Origin of the sequence: Marinobacterium weihaiense, from assembly GCF_019061305.1 — a bacterium.
In the GTDB taxonomy this organism is placed as follows: domain Bacteria; phylum Pseudomonadota; class Gammaproteobacteria; order Pseudomonadales; family Balneatricaceae; genus Marinobacterium; species Marinobacterium weihaiense.
The window spans coordinates 92,105-116,257 of record NZ_JAHQZT010000002.1 but is presented as its reverse complement, the minus strand read 5'-3'; the positions used below and the strand labels follow the sequence as shown (position 1 = coordinate 116,257).

The following is a 24,153-nucleotide window of genomic DNA, read 5'->3' as shown; positions in this document are numbered from 1 at the left end:
CTCATACCTCCCGGCTGGAGAAGTCGATGCGAGGGTCGACCAGGGTGTAGGTAACATCACTGATCAGCTTCATGAGTAGCCCGACCAGCGTGAAGATATACAGCGTGCCGAAGATGACCGGGTAATCGCGGTTGATCACGGCTTCGTAGCCCAGCAGGCCAAGCCCGTCGAGGGAGAAGATCACTTCGATCAGCATGGAGCCGGTAAAGAAAATGCCGATTAGCGCGGCAGGCATGCCGGCAATGATCAATAGCATGGCGTTGCGGAATACGTGTCGATACAGCACGGCGTTTTCGCTCAGTCCCTTGGCGCGTGCCGTCAGCACATACTGCTTGTTGATTTCGTCCAGAAAAGAGTTTTTGGTCAGCATGGTCAGGGTAGCGAAACTTGAAATGACCGAAGCCAGGACCGGTAGGGTGATATGCCAGAAGTAATCGCCTATCTGCTGCCACCAGGTCAGTTCGTCGAAATTGGGTGATGTCAGCCCCCGCAGGGGGAACCACTCCAGCCAGGTGCCGCCGGCGAAGATGACAATCAGTAGAATGGCAAACAGAAAGTTGGGAATGGCATAACCGACGATGATGGCGCTGCTGCTCCAGACGTCAAAGGGGGTGCCGTCACGCACGGCCTTGCGAATTCCCAGGGGAACCGAAATGAGGTAGGCGATCAGTGTAGTCCAGAGGCCCAGCGAGATGGAGACGGGGAGCTTTTCGACGATCAGCTCGATCACAGTCTTGTCGCTGTAAAAACTCTTGCCGAAATCGAATTGGAGATAATTAACCAGCATCTGGTAGAAGCGTTCGTGTGCGGGCTTATCGAAGCCATACAGTTGCTCGATTTCGGCCACCAGTGATGGGTCTAGCCCCTGGGCGCCGCGGTAGCCGGAATCGCTGCTGCCGGCGGCAACATCGGACTGTTGTCCGCTACCGATACGGTTGGCAGCGGTTACCTCCAGTCCTTCCAGCTGTGCCAAGGTCTTTTCGACCGGTCCGCCGGGGGCAAACTGCACTAGCACGAAATTCAGTAGCAGTATCCCGAACAGGGTCGGGATGATCAGCAGAAGTCGTCGAACAATGTAAGCGGCCATCAGGGAGTTGCCCACCAGGTATCCAGCCCCAGATCATGGGTCGGACTGATCTCGGGGTGGCGGTATCGATTCCAGTAGGCGATGCGCCAGGCGCTGATGTGATAGTGCGGAATGATATAGTGATTCCACTGCAGGGCGCGGTCGAGTGCGCGGGCACGCAGTACCAGTTGTTCCCGGTCGGGGGCGGCAATTAACAATTCCACCAGTTGATCGATGGCCGGGTTGCTGATGCCGATCAGGTTGCGGCTGCCGACACGATCTGCAGACTGCGAATGCCAATAGTCGCGCTGTTCGTTGCCGGGCGAGCTGGACTGGCCGAAGCTGGAGACCACCATATCAAAATCGAACTGGCGCAGGCGGTTTATATACTGGGATACGTCGACGATGCGAATATCGGCACTGATGCCCAGACGCTCCAGATTGCGAATAAAGGGTGATGCCACTCGTTCGAATTCTTTCTGCACTAGCAGGATTTCAAAATGGAAGGGGGTGCCTTGGCTATTGACCAGGCGTCCGTTGTCCAGGCGCCAGCCGGCCTGTTGAAGCAGGCGCAGGGCCTGCCGCAGCTGTTGGCGGTTGCGGCCACTGCCATCGGTGCTGGGCGCCTGGTAAACCTGAGTGAATACCTCGGCAGGCAACTGGTCGCGCAGGGGTTCAAGAATGTCCAGCTCGGCCTTGGTTGGCAGTTCGGTAGCGGCCATGTCCGAGTTAGAGAAGTAGCTGTTGCTGCGTGTGTAGGCCCCGTAGAACAGATTGCGATTGGTCCATTCGAAGTCGAAGGCAAGGGTCAGGGCTTGGCGTACCCGAGCGTCGGCAAACAGGTCGCGGCGCGTATTCATGACAAAGCCCTGCATGCCGCGGGGGTTGCCGTGTTCAATCTCTTCTTTGAGGATGCGGCCGTCTTCGAAGGGCGCGCCGGTATACCCCGTCGCCCAGGCCTTGGATGAGTACTCGGCACGGAAGTCATACTCGCCGGCCTTGAAAGCTTCCAGTGCAACCGTGCTGTCACGGTAGTAATCGTACTGGCGGATGTCGAAGTTGTGTCGGCCCCGGTTCACAGGCAGGTCGGTACCCCAGTAATCGCCGCGGCGCTCGTACACGACCGTACGGCCCGGATCGATTCGCGCGATGCGATAGGGGCCTGAACCGGTCGGAATCTCAAGCGAAGGAGTCGAGAAGTCGCGATCGGCCCAGTAATGCTGCGGCAGTATGGGGACTTCACCCACGATCAGTGGCAGTTCGCGGTTTATCGTGGCGTTGAACTCAAAGCGAACGCTGCGCTCAGACAGGGCGGTGACCTGCTTGATGTCGCCGTAATAGCTCTTGAAAAACGGACTGCCCTTGTCGAGCAGAGTCTCGAATGTAAAGACAACGTCCTGAGCACGGACCGGTTTGCCATCGCTGAAGCGTGCCTCAGAGCGGATATCGAATTCAATCCAGCTGCGGTCTTCGGCGACCCGCAACTGTTTGGCCAGCAGGCCATAGAGTGAAAAGGGCTCGTCATACGCTCGTGCCAGCAGCGAGTCGTACAACAATCCTGTGCCTTCGGCGACGGTGCCCTTGATGATGAAGGGATTGAGACTATCGAAGGTGCCGATGGCGGCTTCGCGCAATTGCCCGCCCTTGGGAGCATCCGGATTGGTGTAATCGAAATGACTGAAATCGGCGGGATACTTGAGGCTGCCGTGCATGGCGATGCCATGTTGAGACGCGGTAGCGGCATGGGTGACAAAGGACATGCTGCCGAGCAATAGCAGCAGGGCCGTCCTGAGGGTGGAGGTGAAGTAACTGACTTTACCGGACACGGCTATCTCCTTTGGCTCATGCTGGAAGTGTCGACTCGGGGTATGACTGTCTAATGTGGCAGTGGTTCGCCCGAGTCGGCCTGCTGCTGCAACCGGCGATGGCGTTCTTCACGCTTTACGCCGTCTGCCAGCATTGCTTGGTGATGCTGTTGCAGGGCCGCCAGCCACTGGTCATCACCACCGGCCAGTTGCTTGATCAAGTCCTGATCCATCCAGTGCTGAATCTTGCGAAACAGAACCCATTTGAATGCGATGGCCAACACCACGGATACGACAATAATGAAAATACTGAGCCCGTCCAATGCTTACCTCGCGTCGGCAATATTGACATACAGTGTCAGCGGCTGGCCGGGACGCAACAGAGTATTCGCGTCCAGGCTGTTCCAGCGCAGAATTTCACCGACACTGACATTGAACCGGCTGGCAATGCGTGAAAGCGAGTCGCCTTTGCGAATGCGATAGCCTACTTTGCGTGTCATCGCGCGACTGACAGACTCGGGTATGCTGGCCGGCAGCGTGGTGGCCGCCAGGTTGGTGGCTTCATCGGCCTTAATACGTGCCTGGGTGTTGCCGGCACCGATGACCAGGAGTTTTTGCCCGGTACGCAGGGTATCGCCGGGCGCCATCTGGTTCCAGCGTGCCAGTGCGCGCACACCGACACCGTAATGACGGGCAATGCTCCAGAAACTTTCGCCTTCGCTGACGTGATGATACCGGGAGTCTTGATTGCGCTGCTCCAGTGCCTTGATGCGTGCCTGTTTGCGTTGAGTGGTGCTCAGGGCGTACTGCTCGCTTGCGCGGCTGGGCTTGGGGACGACCAGCCCCTGACCCACTCGAATGGTGCTGCCCTTGAGACGATTGCCTTGACGGATGACGCTCACGGAACTGTTGAAGTGCTGGGCAATGCCGCTGAGGGTGTCGCCGGGTTTGACCGTGTAACGGTGCCAGCTGACTCGCTGGTCTGCAGGCAGTTCAGCGATTCGGTTGCGCAGGCGTTCGGCCTGCTCGATCGGCACCAGCAGAGCGTGAGGGCCTTCGGGGTCAGTCGCCCAGCGATTGAAGCCGGGATTGAGGCGGTACAGTGTCTTCAGGTCCATCTCAGCCATTTCGGCCGCGCGGGCCAGGTCGATCTGGCCGCCGGTTTTCACGATATCGAAGTGCGGCTCGTTGTCGATGGGGGTTAGGCTGATGTTCATCGCCTCGGCATCGCGCACCATGCGTGCAACAGCCAGTAGCTTGGGCACGTAGGCTTCTGTTTCACTCGGCAAATCCAGTGACCAATAATCGGTGGGCTTGCCCTGCTCGCGGTTACGGCGGATGGCGCGATTGACTGTGCCACCCCCGGCATTGTAGGCAGCCAGAGCCAGCAGCCAGTCACCGTCAAAGCGTTTGTTGAGCTGCTGCAGGTAGGTCAGGGCGGCGTCAGTGGATGCCAGAATATCTCGACGGCCGTCATACCACCAGCTCGAACGCAGGCCGAAGTGGCGTGCGGTACCAGGAATGAACTGCCAGGGGCCGGCTGCACGACCATGTGAATAGGCGAAGGGGTCAAAGGCACTTTCGACAATCGGTAGTAGCGCAATCTCGGCCGGCATGTCCCGCTTCAGCACTTCATGAATGATGTGATGGTAGTAGGGTACCGCGCGCTCGGTAACCCGGGTCATGTATTTCGGGTGCTTGCTGTACCACTTCAGCTGACGTTCAAGCCGGGGCTGATCCAGATCCAGTGGCAGTTGCATGTGAGCCCGCGTCAGGGCCCAAAGATCAAGCTGGGCCTCGTCTTTCAGAGGCTTTTGTTGTGCCTGCTCAACTTTTGAAGGGTGAAGTGCCGGTGTGGCGGCATCTACACCGGATTTCATGGGCTGGGTCTGACATCCGGTCAACACCAGCCCCAGGGTCGCGGCCATAACGGCGGCAGGCACAAGTCGCATGGATAATCTGTCCTGAAATAACCTTGAAAAACATGATTCTATGGACCCGGCCAAGAGGGGTCAATCAGAACCGGTTTTTCCACTCCCGCAGCGCAGCCAGTACGGCTACCTCTGACTCCAGTGGATTGCCGTTGAAATGTTCAGCGGCCTGGGCGACGGCTGTCTCTGCTGTGCGCATGAACGGGTTGATGTGTCTTTCCTGCTGGATGCTTGACGGCAGCGTGGGATGGCCCTGCTGGCGCAGTCGGTGGCAGTGCTCATGTACACGACGGATATCTGCATTGCCAGGCTCGACACTGGCTGCAAACGCCAGGTTGGCCAAGGAGTATTCGTGGGTGCAGTACACTTCTGTACTGTCGTCCAGAGAAGAAAAGTAGTTCATGGCATCCAGCATCTGGCGGGCGGTACCCTCGAATAGGCGGCCACAGCCTGCCAGGAATAGGGTGTCGCCACAGAACAGCTGTGGTGTGTCCTCAGGCTGCAGGTAGCTGATATGGTCACGGGTATGGGCCGGGACCGCCTTTATGTTCAGTGTGTGTCCGAGAATGGACAGAGTGTCACCATCCCTGAGAGGGTTCGTAATGCCTTCGAAAGGGGAGTCTACCGGACCATATACGGGGGCAGAACCATGTTTCCGCAACTGGTCTGCACCGCCGGTATGGTCATGGTGATGATGGGTAATCAGTATTGCGCTGAGCTTCAGTCCCTGTTGCTGTAGCCAGTTCAGGACCGGTACAGCATCACCCGGATCCACTACGACCGTTTCACCCGGTGCTCGTGCCGATGTGAGGGCCCAGATATAGTTGTCGTTGAAAGCCGGAATGGGGGTGACATCAAACATGATGGTATCCTGTAAGTTGCCCGTTTGCACAGGGGGTTTCACGGTTCAGAGGGTGCCAAGGGTACTGTATAATAATGCACGATTACATCCGGACAGGAGGTGCGACAGATGAAATTCGGTGAGCAGCTGCCGTACCCGCAATTGGCATCAGCCCTGAGTAACTGGTTCGACAGTCCGCTTGGTCAAGAGTTGCTGCAGGCTGAGCAAGCGTTTGCCGAAGACGTGCTGCCCACGCTGTTCGGTTATCACCTGTTACAGGTAGGCTGGGATCATCGCCAGCGTCTGTTGGATGCCAGTCCGGTTTCGCATCGCGTGATGCTGATCCCGCAGATGCAGCTTGGGGCCAATGCGCAAACACTGATTGCTCGTCATACGGAACTGCCGGTGCTGAGCAATGAGATCGATGTGGTCATCCTGCATCACGCGCTGGATTTTGCTGAAAACCCGCATCAGGTGTTGCGGGAAGCGGCACGGGTGTTGCGCCCGGGTGGGCATCTGTTGAGTTTCAGTTTCAATCCGGTCAGTTACTGGGGCGCATGGCGCCTGTGCAAGCGTCCGGTGCCGCCCATCTCCGGTGGCCACTCGCTCAGCCAGAGGCGCTTGCACGATTGGCTGGGCCTGTTGGAGATGACCGAGCTCAAGACCGTCAGTGCCTGCCACTCTCTGCCGCTGGAAAGCGATGCCTGGCGTCGGCGCCTGCGCATGTTCGAATGCTGCAGTCGGCGCCTGCCGTTTAAGACCGGTGCAGGGTTAATGATCCTGGCGCGCAAGGATGTGGCGGGGATGACGCCGTTGCGACCTGACTGGAAACAGAAACGCCTGCTCAGCATGCCTGTTGCAGAGCCCAAACCGACCGCCAGAGGATGAGTGGATTTGAAAGCAGTTGAAATATTTACCGATGGCGCCTGCAAGGGAAACCCGGGGCCCGGCGGCTGGGGTGCATTATTGCGCTACGGCGATCAGGAAAAGGAGTTGTATGGTGGCGAAGCGGATACCACCAACAACCGCATGGAGCTGCAGGCTGCCATTTCGGCGCTTGCCAGTCTGAAACGCCCCTGTCATGTAGTGCTGACAACAGACTCTCAGTATTTGCGCCAGGGTATCATGAGCTGGATGGCAGGCTGGAAGCGCAATGGTTGGAAAACAGCGGCCAAGCAGCCGGTTAAGAACCAGGATCTGTGGCAGGCGCTGGATGAACAGGTGGCTCGACACGAAATCGACTGGCGCTGGGTCAAGGGCCACAGTGGCCATGCCGAAAACGAACGGGCCGACCAGTTGGCCAACCGTGGAGTAGAGGAGTTCGGCAAGTCGTGAGTACACGTCAAATCATTCTGGATACCGAAACGACCGGTATCGACCCGGAAGCCGGGCATAACATCATCGAAATCGGCTGTGTCGAAATGGTGCGTCGCAAGCTGACCGGCAGCACCTGGCACAAGTACATCAAGCCTGATCGTGAGGTCGAGGCAGAGGCGATTGAAGTACACGGCATCACCAATGAGTTTTTGGCCGATAAGCCGAAATTTGCCGTGTTGGGCGCCGAGTTCATCGAATTTGTACGCGGTGCCGAGCTGATTATCCATAACGCGGCATTTGATATCGGCTTCCTTGATACCGAGCTGGCACGCAACGGCTTCGATATCCGCATGGAAGACATCTGCTCCGTGACGGATACGCTGGCCATTGCGCGCAAGAAGCATCCAGGGCAGCGCAACAGCCTGGATGCGCTCTGTCGTCGCTACGGCATCGACAACTCGCACCGAGAACTGCACGGCGCTTTGCTGGACTCCGAGATTCTGGCGGATGTCTATCTGGGGCTGACCGGCGGCCAAACGGCTCTACAGCTGGGGCAATCCGGGCAAGATGATGACTCCGGTGACGAGCCGGTGCGTCGGGTGCAGGTGGCGCCTGCTGCACTCAAGGTGGTGCACCCATCAGCTGAAGAACTTGAACAGCATCAGGCGTTTTTGGCGCTGCTTGACAAGAAAAGCGAGGGTGCGGTTTGGCGGCAGCTACAGGAGGAGGCATGACGGCAATGCAGTGCCGTGCCGAGCGTATGTACTTGGCATGTGAAGGGCAGTTGTTGTGGCAGGCAGATGTACTTGAGCATGAGTTCAGCCGGTTGGCATCGCTGAATCTGGAAGTGGAGGCGCAGTTTGAAGTCGAAGACGGCTATGGGTTGGCAATCTTGCGCCGGGTGCCCGAGGGGCTAAACACGAATGTTGGCCTGCGACAGGCGTTGGCGCGGGCACAGGATGAAGCGGCTTTCACGCGCATTGCTCGAGCGGCGCAGTTGGCCACCTGGTTTGATCAGCATCGTTTTTGTGGCCGATGCGGCGCGGCCATGCAGGCACATGTGCGAGATTTGGCGCGCTGTTGCCCTGATTGTCACCTGGTACAGTATCCGCGTATCTCGCCCTGCATCATTGTTCTGGTTCGGCGTGGCTCGGAGTGCCTGCTGGCGCGCGCCTCACGTTTTCCGCCCGGGCGCTTCAGTACCTTGGCGGGTTTTATCGAAGCCGGCGAGAGTGCCGAGTCAGCCGTACGACGTGAAATCATGGAGGAAGTGGGCATCGAGGTTGAGAACCTCGAGTATTTCGCCAGCCAGTCTTGGCCCTTCCCGCATCAGTTGATGATTGGCTTCTTTGCTGATTATGCCAGCGGTGAACTCAAGCCGGATGATGAGGAAATTGTTGAGGCGGGCTGGTTTGCTCGGGATAATCTGCCCGATCTGCCACCTCCGTTCAGCATTTCACGACAGCTGATCGATCATTTCTTTGCCGGTCAGGCCGAGGTCAGCGACTGAACAGCTTGCCCAGGCGCGTTGCCAGCATCACGTTGCCCTCGGCACGCAGATGCCCCTTGAGGTAGGCGCTCATGCCGTCCTGCTCGCCACTGATGACGCGCATGAGCGTTGCCTCATCCAGATGCAGAACCAGGCTCGGATCATCGTGTTCACCAAACTGGCTGTAACAGGCCTGCTGTTGGATCTGGATATAAAACGAGTCGGCATCGGTGAGTCTGAACTGGAGCACCGCATCGAGGTTGCTGGCCTGTTCCGGGTTGAACTTGTCCGGCAGCTTGTTGACGATACGTTCGAGCGTCAGGGGCGAAGTCATGATGAGTAATTCCTGAAATGCATATAGGCATGATCTGTAACGCGATTATGGTACAGTAGCGCGAACGCTGAAGCGAACTTCCAGTGCCTGAACGGAGAGATAGATTGACAGCTTTTTTTGCCGAATATGGCCTGTTCCTGGCCAAGCTTATTACCCTGATAGCGGGTCTCTTGTTGCTGGTTGGCGGTATTGGTGCTCTGGTGGAGCGCCGTCGGGAGCCGCGCGAGGGGCACATCGAGGTCAAGAGCCTCAATGATCGCCTGGAAGACATGAAGACCGACATTGAAGCGGCGGTGGTGGATGAAGCGCTTGCACGTCAGCATGACAAGTTACGCCGCAAGCAGGAAAAGGCGGAAGCCAAGGCGCTGAAGAAGGCCCTGAAGCAGGGCAAGGAACCGGAAAAGCCGCGCAAGCGCGTGTTCGTACTCGACTTTGACGGTGACATGCATGCATCCGATGTTGAGTCATTGCGCCAGGAAGTGACCGCAGTGCTGACCATGGCCGATAAAGATGATGAAGTGGTGTTGCGCTTGGAGAGCCCCGGCGGGTTGGTACATGCCTATGGACTGGCCAGTTCGCAGCTGGAGCGCATCAAGTCCAAGGGCATTCGCCTGACGGTCTGTGTTGACCGTGTGGCGGCTAGCGGCGGTTACATGATGGCTTGCATTGCCGATCACGTGATCGCGGCCCCCTTTGCACTGGTCGGCTCGATTGGTGTGGTGGCGCAGTTGCCCAATTTTCATCGTTTGTTACAAAAGCATGATGTTGATTATGAAGTACTCACCGCCGGTGAATACAAACGCACCTTAACGGTGTTCGGTGAAAACACCGACAAGGGGCGCGAAAAGTTTGTTGAGGAGCTTGAAGATACGCATGCGCTGTTCAAGACTTTTGTATCGGAATATCGCCCTCAGTTGAATGTGGAAAAGGTGGCAACCGGCGAGGTCTGGTATGGTCGCCGTGCACTGGATGAGCAGTTGATTGATGCGATTTCGACCAGTGATGATTATCTTTTCGAGTTGTGCAGGGAACACGACGTATTCGAGCTTAGTTATGAAGTCAAGCTCGGCCTGCAGGAACGCCTGGGCCAGTTGGCAGTGAATACATCAGATGGCTTGTTGCTGCGGTGGTGGCAGCGAGTCACAAACAGTCGCTTGTTGTCACGATAAGGCGAAATGATGAACATTGATCAGAGCCAGATGGCCAACCGGGGAACCATCACTACCATGTCTGTAGAAAAGTCGACATACCAGACTTCGGATACTGCCAGTCGCATCATTCATGCGGCCGAGAAACTGTTTGCGGAGCAGGGTTTCAAGGAAACGACTATGCGCCAGATTACATCACAGGCGGATGTCAATCTGGCGGCCGTCAATTATCATTTTGGATCCAAGCAAGGACTGATTCAATCGGTTGCCCAGCATTCGCTGAACCCTTTGTGTGATGCTATCGATGCAGGGCTGGATGCTTTCAATGTGCAGCAGCAGACACCTGGTCTTGATGCTTTGCTGCAAATTCTGGCACGTGCGCTGGTTCGTGTGCATCAGCGTAATGACTATTCTCTTGCCGTGTTGATGCGCCTTCTGGACCAGGCTTACCGCCCCATTCAGCAGGAGTTGCAGGGGTTTATCCGTGCTGAGTACGGCACTCGTATTTCGGTCTTTTTGCATTATCTACGCCAGCAGGCGATGCCGCTGAGCGAACGTGAGTTTTTCTGGCGTCTGCATTTTCTCATGGGATCGGTCATTTTCACGTTATCCAACATGCACGCTCTGATTGCGTTGGATCAGCCCGGCGCAGAACCGGATGCTGCTGCTGAGGTCGAACATATTCTGCAGCGCATGGTGCCCTTCATCTGTGCCGGCATGGCTGCACCCGAGCGGGTCGAGGCGCACTAATGCCCATCCGGCTGCAGGTTTCTATCGCTCGCCAGCAGTTGCAGCTGCTTGATGATGGCCGCCTTGTGCAGACGTTTCCCATATCCACGGCTGTGGCTGGCGTTGGTGAACGCAACGGTTCAGGGGCAACGCCTCGTGGGCGCCACTTTATTCGAGCCTGCATTGGCGCTGGTCAGCCCAGCGGTGCGGTATTTGTTGCGCGTCGTCCAACCGGTGAGGTGTATACCGATGTGCTGGCACAGACTTTCCCCGAGCGCGACTGGATCCTGAGCCGAATTCTTTGGCTGTGCGGCTGTGAGCCTGGGCGCAACCGAGGCGGCCAAGTCGATACCCAGCGCCGCTATATTTATATCCATGGAACTCCCGATACCGAGCCAATGGGAGTGCCGCTTTCACACGGGTGTATCCGGATGCGAAACGCCGACGTGATCGAGCTGTTTGACCGGGTCATGCCTGGAACCATTGTTCAAATTGACGAGTAAGCCGATGACTACAGGCGTTTTGATGCTGGACCTGGAAGGACTAACCGTCACTCCCCAGGAAGCCGAGCTGTTGCAGGCCCCCGAAGTCGGTGGCCTGATTCTGTTCAGTCGCAACTTTGAAGGCCCCGATCAGCTCAAGGCCCTGATGGGCCGGGTACGTGAGCTGCGCCCGGACTTGCTGGTGGCTGTTGATCAGGAGGGAGGGCGCGTACAGCGTTTTCGTAACGGTTTCACCCGGCTGCCGCCCATGTCTGTATTGGGGCGGCGCTGGCAGCAGTCACCGGGCGCAGCGATCGCTCAGGCTCATGAAATCGGCTGGTTGCTGGCGACCGAATTGCGTCAGTACGATATAGACATCAGCTTTGCTCCGGTATTGGATCTTGACTGGGGCAACAGCAGTGTCATCGGCGACCGTGCGTTCGGTGCAACGGCCGAGGCTGTGACAGAGCTGGCGGGTGCGATCATGTCCGGCATGCATGAAGCCGGTATGGCTGCTACGGGCAAGCATTTTCCCGGCCATGGCTGGGTGCAGGCTGACTCCCACCTGGAGCTGCCGGTCGACGAGCGCAGCTTTAACGAGATTGAGCAGCACGACCTGCGGCCATTTGACGCCTTGATCCGTCGCGGCCTGGATGGCGTAATGCCAGCACATGTTGTGTATCGTCAGCTCTGTTCAGCGCCAGCCGGTTTCTCCACATTCTGGCTGCAGCAGGTGTTACGTCAGCGCCTGCACTTCGATGGTGTCATCTTCAGTGACGACCTGAGCATGGAAGGTGCCAGTATGGCCGGCAGCTTTGCTCAGCGCTGCGAACGGGCGTTGGCTGCCGGCTGCGACATGATCTTGGTATGTAATCACCCCGAAGGGGCGCGTGAGGTGCTGGCCCACTTGCAGGCGAATCACGGGTCCGGCTCTCATCGCTTGGCGCGCATGCGTGCACGTCCGGCTCGGATCCCTGATGCCGAACGTCTGAGCGCAAGCCGCGCACTGGCTGCAGAACTGATCAAGGAGGCGTAATGCTGGAGCAGCTGCTCAAACCCATTTTGGCACCACTGTTCGCTCAGTGGCCGGGCTTGAACGAATTTGGCTGGCAAATTGCTGCCGCTGTGGTTGTGGCATTGATATGGTTGCTGACAGTGGTCTTCAACTGGGTCACGCTGCGGCTGATTGTTCGCTTGAGTCGGAAAGCGCCGATATGGGATGAATTGCTGCTCACGTCCATACGTAATCCAATTCGCCTGCTGATCTGGGTGGTGGGGCTGTCGCTGCTGCTGGAGATCTTCAGCCGCAACGGGCTGCCCGTGAGCACTCACGCGGGCACCGAGCTGCGTCGCTTTGGTGCGATTATCATCATTGCCTGGGGGGGGCTGAGGTTCATCAGCTCAGCTGAGACCTTTTTTACTCAGCCCGCACGGGGCAGCAAGCAGGTTGACCGGACAACGGCAGATGCCATTGCCAAGTTATTGAAGCTGATCGTGGTTATCCTTGCGGGGCTGACCGTATTGCAGTCAGCCGGTGTCAGCGTATCCGGTATCCTCGCATTCGGTGGCGTGGGCGGCATTGCCGTCGGCTTCGCTGCGCGGGACTTGTTGGCCAACTTTTTTGGTGGTCTGATGGTCTACATGGATCGTCCCTTTCGCGTGGGCGACTGGATCCGCTCACCGGACAAGGAAATCGAGGGCACAGTTGAACATATCGGCTGGCGCTTAACGCGTATCCTGACATTTGATCAGCGGCCGTTGTATGTGCCCAATGCGACTTTTGCCAATATTGCAGTTGAAAACCCTTCGCGGATGCGCAATCGTCGTATCTACGAGCACGTGGGCGTACGTTACGATGATGCTGCCAAGGTCAAACAGATCGTGGATGATGTCCGCGAGATGCTGATGCAACATCCTGAAATAGACACTCATCAGACCATGATCGTGCACCTGAATCGTTTCGGGCCTTCATCCATGGACTTCATGGTGTACACGTTTACCCGCACTACTCAGTGGGTGAAATATCATGCCATCAAGGAAGATGTCATGCTCAAGATTGCCGACATAATCTTCAGTCATGGTGCCGAGTTTGCGTTCCCGACGCAAACGCTGCATATCGCTTCGGGGGTGGATGATGGCCCCGAGCCGCAGCCGCTACCGGCAGACATGCAGGCTGAGCTGCATCGATGAGTACCGACGATCGAGCGTTGCAGCGCTGGTTGAAGCAGTGGGCACGTTCTGAGAAGCGCTGGACCTGGATCAGTGTGGGCGCCGGTATAGGTATCGGCTTGATGCTGATCTTGCAGGCACACCTGCTTGCGAGTGTGGTCAATGAAACCCTGTTTGCCGATCGTTTGCTGGATGAGCAGTGGCCTGCACTCTGGTTGCTTTTGGCTGCTCTACTCGGTCGAGCGGCGTTGGGTGTCCTGCGTGAATGGGCCGGGCAGAACAGCTCTATTGCCATCCGCCGTCAGCTGCGCGGCGATCTGCTGCATGCGCTGTCGCGTCTGGGGCCAGCCTACAGCAGCGGTCAGCGCAGTGGGGCTTTGGGCAGCGAGCTGCTGGAACAGGTTGAAGCGCTGGACGGTTTTTTTTCCCGCTATTTGCCCCAGATGGCGTTGGCCGCCATGCTGCCGCTGGTTATTCTGGCATTCGTATTTCCGGTCAACTGGGCTGCCGGCCTGATCTTTCTGCTCACGGCACCTCTGGTGCCAGTGTTCATGGCACTTGTCGGCACCCGTGCGGCCGAAGCCAATCGGCGCAATTTCTCTGCCCTGTCTCGCTTGAGTGCTCACTTTCTGGATGTTGTTCAGGGTATCGTGACGCTCAAGCTGTTCGATCGCAGCCGTGATCAAGCGGATATTATCGAACGAGAAGCGGAGGAGTTTCGGCAACGGACCATGCAGGTGCTGCGCCTGGCTTTCCTGTCATCAGCAGTGCTCGAGTTTTTTGCCTCCATCTCCATTGCTGTCGTTGCCGTATACCTGGGCTTCAGCTTTTTGGGTCATCTGGATTTCGGCTATTGGGACACCCCTGTCAACCTGTATCAGGGGCTTCTGATCCTGTTGCTGGCGCCGGAGTTCTACCAGCCTCTGCGTGAGCTGGGTACGCATTACCATTCCAAGCAGGAAGCGGTTGCGGCGGCCGAACGCCTGCGCAGCGTACTGGAAGCGGATCCGGTGGCGTTGCCCGCTGAAGGTGCCGGTGTCAGTGCACCGATACGCGAGCTCACGATTGAAAGAGCCCGTTTGCAGTACCCGCAGCAACCCGAGCCAGTGTTGAGAAACGTGACATTGCAACTGAGCCAGGGGCGTATGGTGGCGCTTGTTGGGCCCAGTGGAGCCGGCAAGTCCAGTTTGTTACAGGTCATGCTTGGATTCAGAGCGCTGGATGCAGGGAAGATCTTGGTCAACGGCATGCCCCTTGAGCAGATCGGTCAGTCCAATTGGCTGCGGCACGTTGCCTGGGTCAGTCAGCATACTTCGCTGTTTCCGGGGACCTTGCGTGAAAACTTGCTCCTTGCAGATCCGGGTGCGGCTGATCATGTCTTGTACGTGGCACTGGAGCAGGCCAACGCCCTTGAATTCGTACAACGCCTGCCTAAGGGGCTGGATACCCGGGTGGGTGAGCAGGGCGTGGGACTGTCGGGTGGTCAGATCCAGCGGCTGGCGCTGGCACGGGCCTTTCTCAAGGATGCCCCCGTGCTACTGCTGGACGAGCCGACTGCCAATCTGGATCGCGACAGTGAGACGAAAGTGCTGGAGTCGCTGAGGAGGTTGTGTCGGGGGCGCATGGTGTTGATGCTGACACACCGACGTCAATCCATGTTGCAGGCTGATGAGGTCTGGTATCTCGATCAGGGTGAAGTGAAGCTCAGGGAGGCTGACGGATGAGGTCACTGTTGCCATTCGTGTCCATGCTGTTCAGGCAGAAAGGTTGGGTGCTGGCCGGCATATTGCTGAGTTTGGTGACGCTTCTGGCCGCCATTGGTCTACTCACGCTGTCAGGCTGGTTCATATCTGCTGCCGCCCTGGCAGGCGTTTCCGCACTATCGTCACAGCAGTTCAATTACTTTACTCCGGGGGCCGGCGTGCGAGGCTTTGCCCTTGCGCGTACGGCCGGTCGCTATCTGGAGCGAATTACCACGCATGAAGCAACTTTTCGAATGCTGGCTTACCTGCGCGGCTGGTTTTATCGTCGTCTGGAAGCGCTGGGGCCGGCGCGGCTGCAGGGGTACCGTTCAGGGGATCTGCTCAATCGGCTGGTGGCCGACATCAATGCACTGGACAACCTCTACCTGCGGGTGCTGGTGCCCACCTTGGTTGCTGTGCTGGTTGCGTTGCTGGTGGGTATTTTTCTGGCGCTCTACAGCCCATCGATTGCGGGTGTAGCACTGGTCGGGCTGGCATTGGCAGGCGTGGTATTGCCGCTGATTGCACAACAGGTTGGGCGGACCCTTGGCCAGCGTCAGGTAACGTTGCTAAGCGATTTACGCGTTCGCCTGCTCGGTATGGTTCAAGGGCAGGCGGATCTGCACATTTATGGCGGTGTGGGTGCCGCGATCGAACAAGTACAGGCGGTTGAGAGGCAATTGCAGAGAACGCAGCTGCGCATGGCGTTGATTTCTGGCCTGACCTCGGCATTGGTTGTATTTATTGGTGGTGTGGCCGGGCTGGTGACCTTGATGCTGGGTATCGATCAGGTGCAGGCTGGTGGTTTGGCACCGGCGCACTTGGCGATGTTGCTGTTCTGTGTGTTGGCCGTCTTTGAAGCTGTAGCGCCGTTGCCGCTGGCATATCAGTATTTGAGCAAAACCTCGGCGGCAGCCGAGCGCCTGTTGGATATCAGTCAGCAGCCTGTCATGCAGCAATTTCCTGAGCACGGTGCGATGCCGATGCGCCCCGGTGAGATCGAGTTTGACCAAGTCAGTCTTTGCTATGCCAACGATGCCCCGCCGGCGATTGATCGGCTATCGTTTTGCATACGCCCCGGTGAGCGGGTGCTGGTGCTGGGGCATACCGGGAGTGGCAAGAGTAGTCTGGTCAATCTGTTGGCCCGTTTTCATGCCGCAGACACCGGTCGCGTGCTGCTCGGAGGGTGTCCGGTTGAGACATTCGACGAGTCGACGCTCAGAACTCAGCTGAGTGTACTGTCTCAACCGGTACAGCTGTTTGCGGGGAGTGTGGCGGATAATCTCCGTTTGGCCGGCGCTGAAATGCCTGACGTCGAGATGCTGAACGTGCTGTCTATGGTTGAGCTTGATGAAGCCCTAGGGGAGCAGCCGCTGTCATGGCCGATTGGTGAGTCCGGCAACCGGTTGTCCGGGGGGCAGCGCAAGCGCCTGGCGCTAGCACGAGCGCTGCTTAAACCCTCTCCGGTGCTGATCTTGGATGAGCCCACGGAAGGGTTGGATGCCGAAACCGAGTCGCGGGTCATGTCGGCTGTCTTGCGGGCTTGCTTCGAAGCCGGTCGTACCCTGGTTATGATCAGCCACCATTTGCAGATGGCTGAAGCCTTTGATCGAATTCTGATTCTAGATAAGGGGAGCCTGCTAGAGGCGGGTACGCCAGCCGAGCTGAAAGCGCGTTCGGATAGCCGCTTCAATCAGCTGCTGGCGTTATAGCCTGCCGGTTTCGGTCAGTTCAGTGCGCGAATGCGCAGTAAAATGCCAAAGCGCGGATGGTCGATGTAGTGAGTTTCGTTGGAGCGCATGCGGCGTGTCTGGTCAAGGCGCCACAGGCTGTCTTCGATGGCATCCGGCAGTGCCGCGGCCGTTAGTGCTGCCTGCCCCGAGTCTGTCGTCGACTCTGGGGTATTATTCCGTGCCGGTGCTCCCGTGTCGTGTGTCTTGAGATCAATCACCGGATGGGCATGCAGAAAGCGCTGTTTGTGCAGACGGATGCTACCGTCCAATTCGAACTTTCCCTGACTGGCCGAAATGCGCACTTCACGCGCGCGTGATTCTGCACCAATCGATTGAAGCCAGCCACCATGGTAGATCACCCGGTAGTTTGGATCGCGTTGCAATGCGGCTGCGCTACCGGCCAGGAAGCGGTCATTTGGTGGCAGCTCTTCAAAATTCGCAAGCGGGTAGCCATCCCAGGGCTGCGTATGGACAGCACCGCTGAGGTCGAGCGGGGGCTGCTGTGGCCAGTATTCCTGTTGCAGGTCGGCAGCAGTGTTCTCATGGCTGAACACAAGCATTTCAACCTTGTAGAGGCTGGCGGCCTGGGTCAGTGTGGGCAGGGCCGCCATAGCAGCCAGAGCCAGTGAGCGGCGCAGTGATGAAGCCATGAGTTACGCATTCTCCTTGAGTGACAATTGGGTCAGCAGGGCTTCCACGGCTTCGAAGCGGGAAGCGACCTTCTCCATGGGCTGAGTAAATCGCAATACGCTGCCGCCGTCCAGCCGGAAGCGCTTTGGCTGGCGCTGGATCATGGTAATCAGCGTCATCGGGTCCACGCTGGGCTCGGCCTCAAACTCGACCCGGCCGGCTCTGTCGCCGGCATCCAGTTTAACGATGCCAAGCGCTTCGGCACGCAGTTTGATATGGGTCAATCGCAGCAGGTTGCGGGTAGGCTCCGGCAGCAGGCCGAAGCGATCGATCATTTCCACCTGCAACTCATCCAGTGCCTCGGCGCTGTCAGCGTTGGCAATGCGCTTGTAGAGAATCAGGCGGTTGTGTACGTCCGGCAGGTAATCATCCGGTATTAGAGCCTGCAGGTGCAGGTTGATCTCACAGCCGTGATGCAGCGGCTTGTCCAGGTCTGGAGTCTTGCCCTGTTGGATCGACTTGATGGCCTCGTCCAGCATCTCCATGTATAGACTGAAGCCGACGCTCTGCATCTGTCCGCTTTGCTCCTCACCCAGCAGCTCGCCGGCACCACGAATTTCCAGATCGTGGGTGGCCAGGGTAAAACCGGCTCCAAGCGTGCTGGACTGTCCGATGGCCTCCAGGCGCTTGACCGCATCCGGTGTCATCACTTTGGGGGGGGGCGTCAGCAGGTAGGCGTAGGCCTGGTGGTGTGAACGCCCGACACGGCCACGTAGCTGGTGCAGCTGGGCCAGGCCGAACTTGTCTGCACGGTCGATGATAATGGTATTGGCACTGGGAACATCGATGCCGGTCTCGATGATCGTGGTGCAAACCAATACGTTGAAACGCTTGTGGTAGAAGTCGCTCATGACCTGTTCCAGTTCGCGCTCACGCATCTGGCCATGGCCGATGGCGACTCGTGCTTCCGGCACAAGTTCGCTGATCTCGGCAGCGGTCTTTTCGATGGTTTTGACTTCGTTGTGCAGGTAGTACACCTGACCACCACGCAGTAGCTCACGCAAAATCGCTTCTTTTATCATCGGCCTTTCGCTTTGGCGAACAAAGGTCTTTACCGATAGGCGTCGTGCGGGTGGAGTCGCAATGATCGACAGGTCACGAATCCCAGACATGGCCATGTTCAGGGTGCGGGGAATCGGTGTGGCGGTCAGAGTCAGTATATCGACCTCGGAACGCAGCGACTTGAAACGCTCTTTCTGCTGTACCCCGAAACGGTGTTCCTCATCGATGATCAGCAGGCCCAGGTCGCTGAAGCGCATGTCGCCCTGTAGCAGTTTGTGTGTGCCGATCAGAATATCCACTTTGCCTTCGCTCAGAGCCTCAACCGTGGCCTGCTGCTGTTTGGCGCTCTTGAAGCGCGAAATCAGTTCCACCGTCACCGGCCAGTCGGCAAAGCGATCACGGAAATTTTCGAAATGCTGTTGGGCCAGGAGCGTGGTCGGCACCAGAACGGCGACCTGCTTGCCGCTCTGGACGGCGATGAAGGCAGCGCGCATGGCCACTTCTGTCTTGCCGAAACCCACATCGCCACAGACCAGTCGATCCATCGGTGCAGCGGCGCGCATGTCGGTCACAACGGCTTCGATGGCGTTGGCCTGATCCGGGGTTTCCTCGAACGGGAAGCTAGCCGCGAACTGTCGATATTCATCGTCGCTGCAGTCGAAACTGAAGCCCTTGCGTGCGGCACGACGGGCGTAGATATCGAGCAGCTCGGCGGCGGAGTCGCGCACCTTTTCGGCCGCCTTGCGGCGGGCTTTGCTCCATTGTTCGGTACCCAGACGGTGCAGGGGCGCCGACTCGTCACTGGCGCCTGAATAGCGACCGATCAGGTGTAGAGACGAGACCGGAACATAAAGCTTGGCTTCATCCGCATACTCAAGCACTAGGAACTCGGAGGCCTGGTTGTCCAGCTCAATGGTCTGCAGTCCCTGATAGCGCCCCACGCCGTGGTCGATATGAACAACCGGCGCTCCGATCGTCAGTTCGGACAGGTGGCGGATTGCCTGATCCGCATCGATCTGCTCCTTTTCGCGTCGACGGCGTTGAAAGACCTGGCGTCCGAACAGCTGGCTCTCGGTTACCAGTTGAAGCTGGCCTTCGATGTGCAGACCCAGCTCAAGCGGTGATGTGGTGATGGCCAGTGTTGGTTTCTGTTCGAGGAAATCGGCCCAGTTGCTGCACTCGATCAGACTGAGGCCGGCCTTGCGGGCGTGTTCAAGCAGTGCCTCGCGGCGACCAGCCGATTCGGCACAAATCAAAGTCGGCAGTTGCCCCAGGGTTTCCTGCAGGCGGGACAGGGGGGTCTGAGTGTTCTGGCTGGTCAGGTTGGGCGGTTCCTGGCAGGGCAGATTGTCACGGCCGGGTTTGATCTCTTCGGCCTCGGTGTTGAGGCGCAGACAGGGGTAGTCACGCAGTCGGGTAAAGAGTTCATCGGTCGACAGGAAGAGCTCTTCCGGCGTCAGTACTGGACGCTGCAGATCACCGCTACGCTCGTCATGGCGCTGGCGCGCATCGGTACAAAACTGGTCGGTCGCCTGCTTCAATGCCCGGTCATGCAGAATCAGGGTGTTATTCGGCAAGTAGTCGAACAGCGTGACCAGGTTGTCGAAAAACAGCGGGGTGTAGTATTCGATCCCAGGTGGCGTCAGGCCACTGGCAACATCCTGGTAGGTCGTGCAGCGTGTGTGGTCGACGTCAAAGCGTTCACGCCAGCGCTGCTTGAAGCGTGTAATGGCTTGACTGTCGAACGGAAACTCGCGCGCTGGCAACAGACGGATGCGGTCGACTTTTTCAATCGAGCGTTGGCTGTCAGGGTCAAAGGTACGGATGGTATCGATCTCGTCATCGAAAAGATCGATGCGCAAGGGCTGGTCCGCCCCCATCGGGAAAAGGTCGATGATGGCACCGCGAATGGCGAACTCGCCATGCTCGTACACGGTATCAACGGCATGATAACCGGCATCGGTAAAACGCTCGCGCAGCGCCAGAGTGTCGAGTCTCTGGCCCGTTTCCAGAAACAGGGCGTTGGCACTGACAAAACTGACCGGTGGCAAACGATGCAACAGAGTGGAGGCTGTCACGATCAAAACGCCGCGGGTCTGGTCTGGCAGTTGATGCAACGTCTGTATGCGGTTGGAAATGATATCCTGGTGAGGTGAAAAACTGTCGTAAGGCAGGGTCTCCCAATCCGGCAGCAACGTTGCAGGCAGACGATCGCCACAGAAAAAGGTGACTTCTTGCAGCAGTCGCTCGGCGCTTTCCATATCTTGGCTGATTAGCAGCGTGATACCGTCATGCTGCTGTGCAATGTGGTCGATCAGCAGGCCTGTCGCACTGCCGACAACTTGCCCCAGCCGTTTCTGATCGCCCGGGCCATTGAAAGTGGGGAGGGTGAATACCGATGACAAACCTGGCTCCTTGATCCTGCACGTAAAAGCGAAGTGTACCCCGTGTGGCGTCAGGGCGCAGCCTCATGAGGTCGGAAGACCAAAGTCTACGTCGACGGGTTTGCCCCGGATCCCCGAAAAGGGGATAATGCGCGCACCCAAATTGAGCGTTGACAATTTCGGAGTTACCCCGTGAGCCAAGAACTGATTTTTACAGACTGGAAAGCCCGTGAAGCGATCGCTGAAGCGATGGTACCCCTGGTTGGCCGTCTGTACCGTGACCGAAACGTAGAAATCTCTGTTTACGGTCGTCTGATCGTCAAACGATCTGTCATCAACATCCTGAAAGCCCATCGCTTCGTACGCCAGGTTGAAGGTCAGGAAATCTCTGTTGTAGATACTTTCCCGGTGCTGGAAGCTGTCGCTGAAATGGATGTGACCAATGCGCACATCGATATTGGCAAGCTGGCGGTAAAATTCCGTGATGAAGGCAACGGCCGTACCCTGCAGGCATTTCTGCAGGCTGAACTGGCAGATGCTTCTACCGAGCCGGCTGAAGCGCATGAGTCTACGGATGTTGTGCTGTACGGCTTCGGTCGTATCGGTCGCCTGCTGGCGCGTCTGATGCTGGATCGTGCAGGTGGTGGTCATTCACTGCGTCTGCGTGCCATCGTGGTTCGCAAGGGTAAAGCCGACAATGATCTGGAAAAGCGTGCCAGCCTGCTGCGTCGCGATTCCGTTCACGGTTCCTTTAAGGGCACCATTCAGATCGACGAAGAAAACAACGCGATTATTGCCAACGGTAACTACATCCAGGTGATCTTTGCCGAAGGTCCGGACAAGGTTGATTACACCCAGTACGGCATCAAGAATGCACTCGTCATCGACAATACCGGTATCTGGCGTGATGAAGCCGGCCTGTCACTGCATCTGCAGTCCAAAGGCGTTGCACGTGCGCTGCTGACGGCGCCGGGCAAGGGTGTCAAGAACATCGTCATGGGTGTTAACCACCAGGATGTGTCTGACGATGATCGCGTTCTGTCCGCGGCATCTTGCACCACCAATGCCATTGTGCCGGTGCTGAAAGCGGTTAACGACCAGTTTGGTGTCGAGAATGGTCATGTTGAAACGGTTCACTCCTACACCAACGACCAGAATCTGATCGACAACTACCACAAGGGTGATCGTCGTGGTCGTGCAGCGGCGCTGAACATGGTGCTGACCGAAACGGGTGCGGCTAAAGCGGTTGCCAAGGCGTTGCCGGAACTGGAAGGCAAGCTGACCGGCAACGCGATTCGCGTACCGACTCCGAACGTTTCCATGGCGATTCTGAACCTGAACTTGGGTAAAGAAACCGACAAGGAAGAGCTGAACAACTACCTGCGTGAAGCGGCGCTGCATTCCGAGCTGCAAAAGCAGATCGATTACAGCAACTCTCCGGAAGCGGTATCTTCCGATTTTGTCGGCTCTCGTGCAGCCGGTGTTGTTGATGCGCTGGCAACCATCGTTGATGGCAACCGTTGTGTTCTGTACGTGTGGTACGACAATGAATTCGGTTACAGCTGTCAGGTCGTGCGCATGGCGCAGCATCTGGCCAAGTGCACACTGGACGCATTCCCTAAAGCCAAGGCCTGATGAGGCCTCTTTTTAGCTGAAAAGGCTGCCGAGTGCAGCCTTTTTTGTAGTCCTTTTTCAATATTTCCCAAGTGAATAACTATATTCCAATTGAGTCTATAATAAAGGTTATAAACCCTTAGCCATTCGGCCAAGTAAAACAGTGGTTTGTAGCAAAAGACGCGTGGACTCGGTTATACTTGCAGGGATTTTTTGGTGGGAAATCTCCAGGCTTTACTGTCAGTGAACAGGGCGTCGTCAGGCGGCCTGTGTAGCCTCACTACAGCTGTCCGGAGCCTCCTGAATTATTTTGCAAGTTGGGTGAGACGAATGATCAAGATCAAAAAGGGTCTGGATCTACCGATCACGGGTGCGCCGGAACAGACCATCCAGGATGGTCCGAAGGTGCGTACCCTGGCCCTTCTTGGCCAGGATTATATCGGTATGAAGCCGACAATGATGGTCAAAGAAGGTGATCGAGTAAAACTCGGTCAGGTGATCTTTACCGATAAAAAAACAGAGGGGGTTCAGTATACGGCACCCGGAGCGGGCACCATTCGTGCAATCAACCGTGGCGAACGTCGTGTATTGCAATCCGTGGTCATTGAGCTGGATGATCAGGAAGAAGCGGTCGAGTTTGCGCATTACTCTGCTTCCGAACTGGAGACATTGAGCCGCGAACAGATCGAAGAAAATCTGCTGACGTCCGGTCTGTGGACGGCGCTTCGCACGCGCCCGTTCAGCCGTGTGCCTCAGAAAGGCAGTGTGCCCAGCTCCATTTTCGTGACCGCGATCGACACCAATCCGCTGGCGGCCAGTCCCGAGCTGATCATCAATGAACAGCCGGACGCCTTTACCAACGGTCTCAAGCTGCTGACGCGCCTCAGTGGCGGCAAGGTGTTCCTGTGTCAGGCCAGCGGTGCCAACATTCCGACAGCTGATGGCGTGACGGTCGAAAGCTTTGCCGGTAAACATCCGGCAGGCAACCCCGGTACGCACATTCACTTCCTGGATCCGGTATCGGCTGACAAGATGGTGTGGACGATCGGCTACCAGGATGTCATCGCATTTGGCAAGCTGTTCACCGAAGGGCGCCTGCCGACGGATCGTATTGTGGCGGTTGGCGGCCCTCAGGCCGAGAAGCCTTGCCTGTTGCGTACCCGTCTGGGTGCGTCTACTGACGAACTGCTGGCGGGTCGACTGAAGACCGGTAAGAACCGCGTCATCAGCGGTTCTGTCTGGAATGGTCGTGCCGCGAATGGTCCGCATGCATTCCTGAGCCGTTATGCCAACCAGGTCAGCGTGCTGCTGGAAGGTGACAGTCGTGACTTCATGGGCTGGATCGCGCCGGGCAGCAACAAGTTCTCCGTGTTGAACATGTTCCTGTCCAAGTTGAGCCCGGGCAAGAAGTTCAATTTTACCACCACCACGAATGGATCCGAGCGGGCAATGATTCCCGTAGGTCAATTCGAGGCGTTGATGCCACTGGATATCCTGCCGACTCAGCTGCTGCGTGCGCTGGTGACCGGCGATATCGTGACCGCGATGCAGCTGGGCTGTCTGGAACTGGATGAAGAGGACCTTGCGCTGTGCACCTTTGCGTGCCCAGGCAAATACGAATACGGTCCCATCCTTCGCGACAACCTGACGCGCATCGAGAAAGAGGCGTAAGAGAGG

General features: G+C 57.5%; 21 protein-coding genes. 13 read left to right on the top strand and 8 right to left on the bottom strand.

Annotated features, from left to right (window positions below; translation table 11 throughout):
- Window position 1 precedes the first annotated feature (1 nt).
- The 5 genes from KTN04_RS02365 to gloB form a co-directional block, all read right to left on the bottom strand.
- A complete protein-coding gene (locus KTN04_RS02365; RefSeq protein ID WP_217333699.1) occupies window positions 2-1,087 on the bottom strand; it encodes a microcin C ABC transporter permease YejB in 1,086 nt (361 codons plus the stop codon).
- Window positions 1,087-2,892 carry an extracellular solute-binding protein gene (locus KTN04_RS02360; protein ID WP_328515949.1) on the bottom strand — a complete coding sequence of 602 codons (1,806 nt, stop codon included), beginning with the start codon at window positions 2,890-2,892 and terminating at the stop codon, window positions 1,087-1,089. The genes KTN04_RS02365 and KTN04_RS02360 overlap by 1 nt, the downstream gene beginning before the upstream one ends.
- A gap of 50 nt (window positions 2,893-2,942) precedes the next feature.
- Complete coding sequence (locus KTN04_RS02355) at window positions 2,943-3,194, bottom strand: hypothetical protein (protein ID WP_217333602.1); 252 nt, start codon at window positions 3,192-3,194, stop codon at window positions 2,943-2,945.
- A 3-nt stretch (window positions 3,195-3,197) separates the two neighbouring features.
- Entirely contained in the window at window positions 3,198-4,823 is a 1,626-nt protein-coding gene (locus KTN04_RS02350; protein ID WP_217333601.1) for a lytic transglycosylase, read from the bottom strand.
- Window positions 4,824-4,887: 64 nt separating this feature from the next.
- Window positions 4,888-5,664, bottom strand: a complete 777-nt coding sequence (gloB, locus tag KTN04_RS02345) for a hydroxyacylglutathione hydrolase (protein ID WP_217333600.1) — start codon at window positions 5,662-5,664, stop codon at window positions 4,888-4,890.
- Between the two features lie 108 nt (window positions 5,665-5,772).
- Between gloB and KTN04_RS02340 the strand changes: the two genes are divergently transcribed.
- Genes KTN04_RS02340 through nudC form a run of 4 tightly spaced genes read left to right on the top strand, consistent with a single transcriptional unit; the run spans window position 5,773 to window position 8,470 of the window.
- On the top strand, window positions 5,773-6,531 hold the full coding sequence (locus KTN04_RS02340) for a class I SAM-dependent methyltransferase (protein WP_217333599.1): 759 nt from the start codon (window positions 5,773-5,775) through the stop codon (window positions 6,529-6,531).
- Window positions 6,532-6,537: 6 nt separating this feature from the next.
- Window positions 6,538-6,978 carry a ribonuclease HI gene (gene rnhA, locus KTN04_RS02335; RefSeq protein WP_217333598.1) on the top strand — a complete coding sequence of 147 codons (441 nt, stop codon included), beginning with the start codon at window positions 6,538-6,540 and terminating at the stop codon, window positions 6,976-6,978.
- Window positions 6,975-7,694 carry a DNA polymerase III subunit epsilon gene (gene dnaQ / locus KTN04_RS02330; protein WP_217333597.1) on the top strand — a complete coding sequence of 240 codons (720 nt, stop codon included), beginning with the start codon at window positions 6,975-6,977 and terminating at the stop codon, window positions 7,692-7,694. The genes rnhA and dnaQ overlap by 4 nt, the downstream gene beginning before the upstream one ends.
- Entirely contained in the window at window positions 7,691-8,470 is a 780-nt protein-coding gene (nudC, locus tag KTN04_RS02325; RefSeq protein ID WP_254262323.1) for an NAD(+) diphosphatase, read from the top strand. Before dnaQ ends, nudC begins: the two co-directional genes overlap by 4 nt.
- Here nudC and KTN04_RS02320 read toward each other — a convergent pair.
- Window positions 8,460-8,783, bottom strand: coding sequence for an SCP2 sterol-binding domain-containing protein (locus KTN04_RS02320; protein ID WP_217333596.1), 324 nt, complete (start codon window positions 8,781-8,783; stop codon window positions 8,460-8,462). The genes nudC and KTN04_RS02320 overlap by 11 nt on opposite strands.
- A 104-nt stretch (window positions 8,784-8,887) precedes the next feature.
- Here KTN04_RS02320 and sohB point away from each other — a divergent pair, with 104 nt between their 5' ends.
- The 7 genes from sohB to cydC are packed head-to-tail and all read left to right on the top strand — an operon-like array spanning window position 8,888 to window position 16,765.
- Window positions 8,888-9,952 carry a protease SohB gene (sohB, locus tag KTN04_RS02315; protein WP_217333595.1) on the top strand — a complete coding sequence of 355 codons (1,065 nt, stop codon included), beginning with the start codon at window positions 8,888-8,890 and terminating at the stop codon, window positions 9,950-9,952.
- Window positions 9,953-9,961: 9 nt separating this feature from the next.
- On the top strand, window positions 9,962-10,681 hold the full coding sequence (locus tag KTN04_RS02310; protein WP_254262322.1) for a TetR/AcrR family transcriptional regulator: 720 nt from the start codon (window positions 9,962-9,964) through the stop codon (window positions 10,679-10,681).
- The gene (locus KTN04_RS02305) at window positions 10,681-11,163 is read left to right on the top strand and encodes a L,D-transpeptidase (protein WP_217333594.1); all 483 of its coding nucleotides are present in this window, start codon (window positions 10,681-10,683) and stop codon (window positions 11,161-11,163) included. The genes KTN04_RS02310 and KTN04_RS02305 overlap by 1 nt, the downstream gene beginning before the upstream one ends.
- 4 nt (window positions 11,164-11,167) lie before the next feature.
- The gene (gene nagZ / locus KTN04_RS02300) at window positions 11,168-12,178 is read left to right on the top strand and encodes a beta-N-acetylhexosaminidase (RefSeq protein ID WP_254262321.1); all 1,011 of its coding nucleotides are present in this window, start codon (window positions 11,168-11,170) and stop codon (window positions 12,176-12,178) included.
- On the top strand, window positions 12,178-13,332 hold the full coding sequence (locus tag KTN04_RS02295; protein ID WP_217333593.1) for a mechanosensitive ion channel family protein: 1,155 nt from the start codon (window positions 12,178-12,180) through the stop codon (window positions 13,330-13,332). Before nagZ ends, KTN04_RS02295 begins: the two co-directional genes overlap by 1 nt.
- The gene (gene cydD, locus KTN04_RS02290; protein WP_217333592.1) at window positions 13,329-15,035 is read left to right on the top strand and encodes a thiol reductant ABC exporter subunit CydD; all 1,707 of its coding nucleotides are present in this window, start codon (window positions 13,329-13,331) and stop codon (window positions 15,033-15,035) included. Before KTN04_RS02295 ends, cydD begins: the two co-directional genes overlap by 4 nt.
- On the top strand, window positions 15,032-16,765 hold the full coding sequence (cydC, locus tag KTN04_RS02285) for a thiol reductant ABC exporter subunit CydC (protein WP_217333591.1): 1,734 nt from the start codon (window positions 15,032-15,034) through the stop codon (window positions 16,763-16,765). The genes cydD and cydC overlap by 4 nt, the downstream gene beginning before the upstream one ends.
- A 14-nt stretch (window positions 16,766-16,779) precedes the next feature.
- Here the strand turns inward: cydC and KTN04_RS02280 are convergent, their stop codons facing one another.
- Together KTN04_RS02280 and mfd are read right to left on the bottom strand one after the other, a co-directional pair.
- A complete protein-coding gene (locus KTN04_RS02280; protein WP_217333590.1) occupies window positions 16,780-17,436 on the bottom strand; it encodes a CsiV family protein in 657 nt (218 codons plus the stop codon).
- A 3-nt stretch (window positions 17,437-17,439) separates the two neighbouring features.
- Complete coding sequence (gene mfd, locus KTN04_RS02275) at window positions 17,440-20,883, bottom strand: transcription-repair coupling factor (protein ID WP_217333589.1); 3,444 nt, start codon at window positions 20,881-20,883, stop codon at window positions 17,440-17,442.
- A 171-nt stretch (window positions 20,884-21,054) separates the two neighbouring features.
- Between mfd and KTN04_RS02270 the strand changes: the two genes are divergently transcribed.
- Both KTN04_RS02270 and KTN04_RS02265 read left to right on the top strand, forming a co-directional pair.
- Entirely contained in the window at window positions 21,055-22,497 is a 1,443-nt protein-coding gene (locus KTN04_RS02270; RefSeq protein WP_217333588.1) for a glyceraldehyde-3-phosphate dehydrogenase, read from the top strand.
- Between the two features lie 309 nt (window positions 22,498-22,806).
- Entirely contained in the window at window positions 22,807-24,147 is a 1,341-nt protein-coding gene (locus KTN04_RS02265; RefSeq protein WP_217333587.1) for a Na(+)-translocating NADH-quinone reductase subunit A, read from the top strand.
- The last annotated feature ends 6 nt before the right edge of the window (window positions 24,148-24,153 follow it).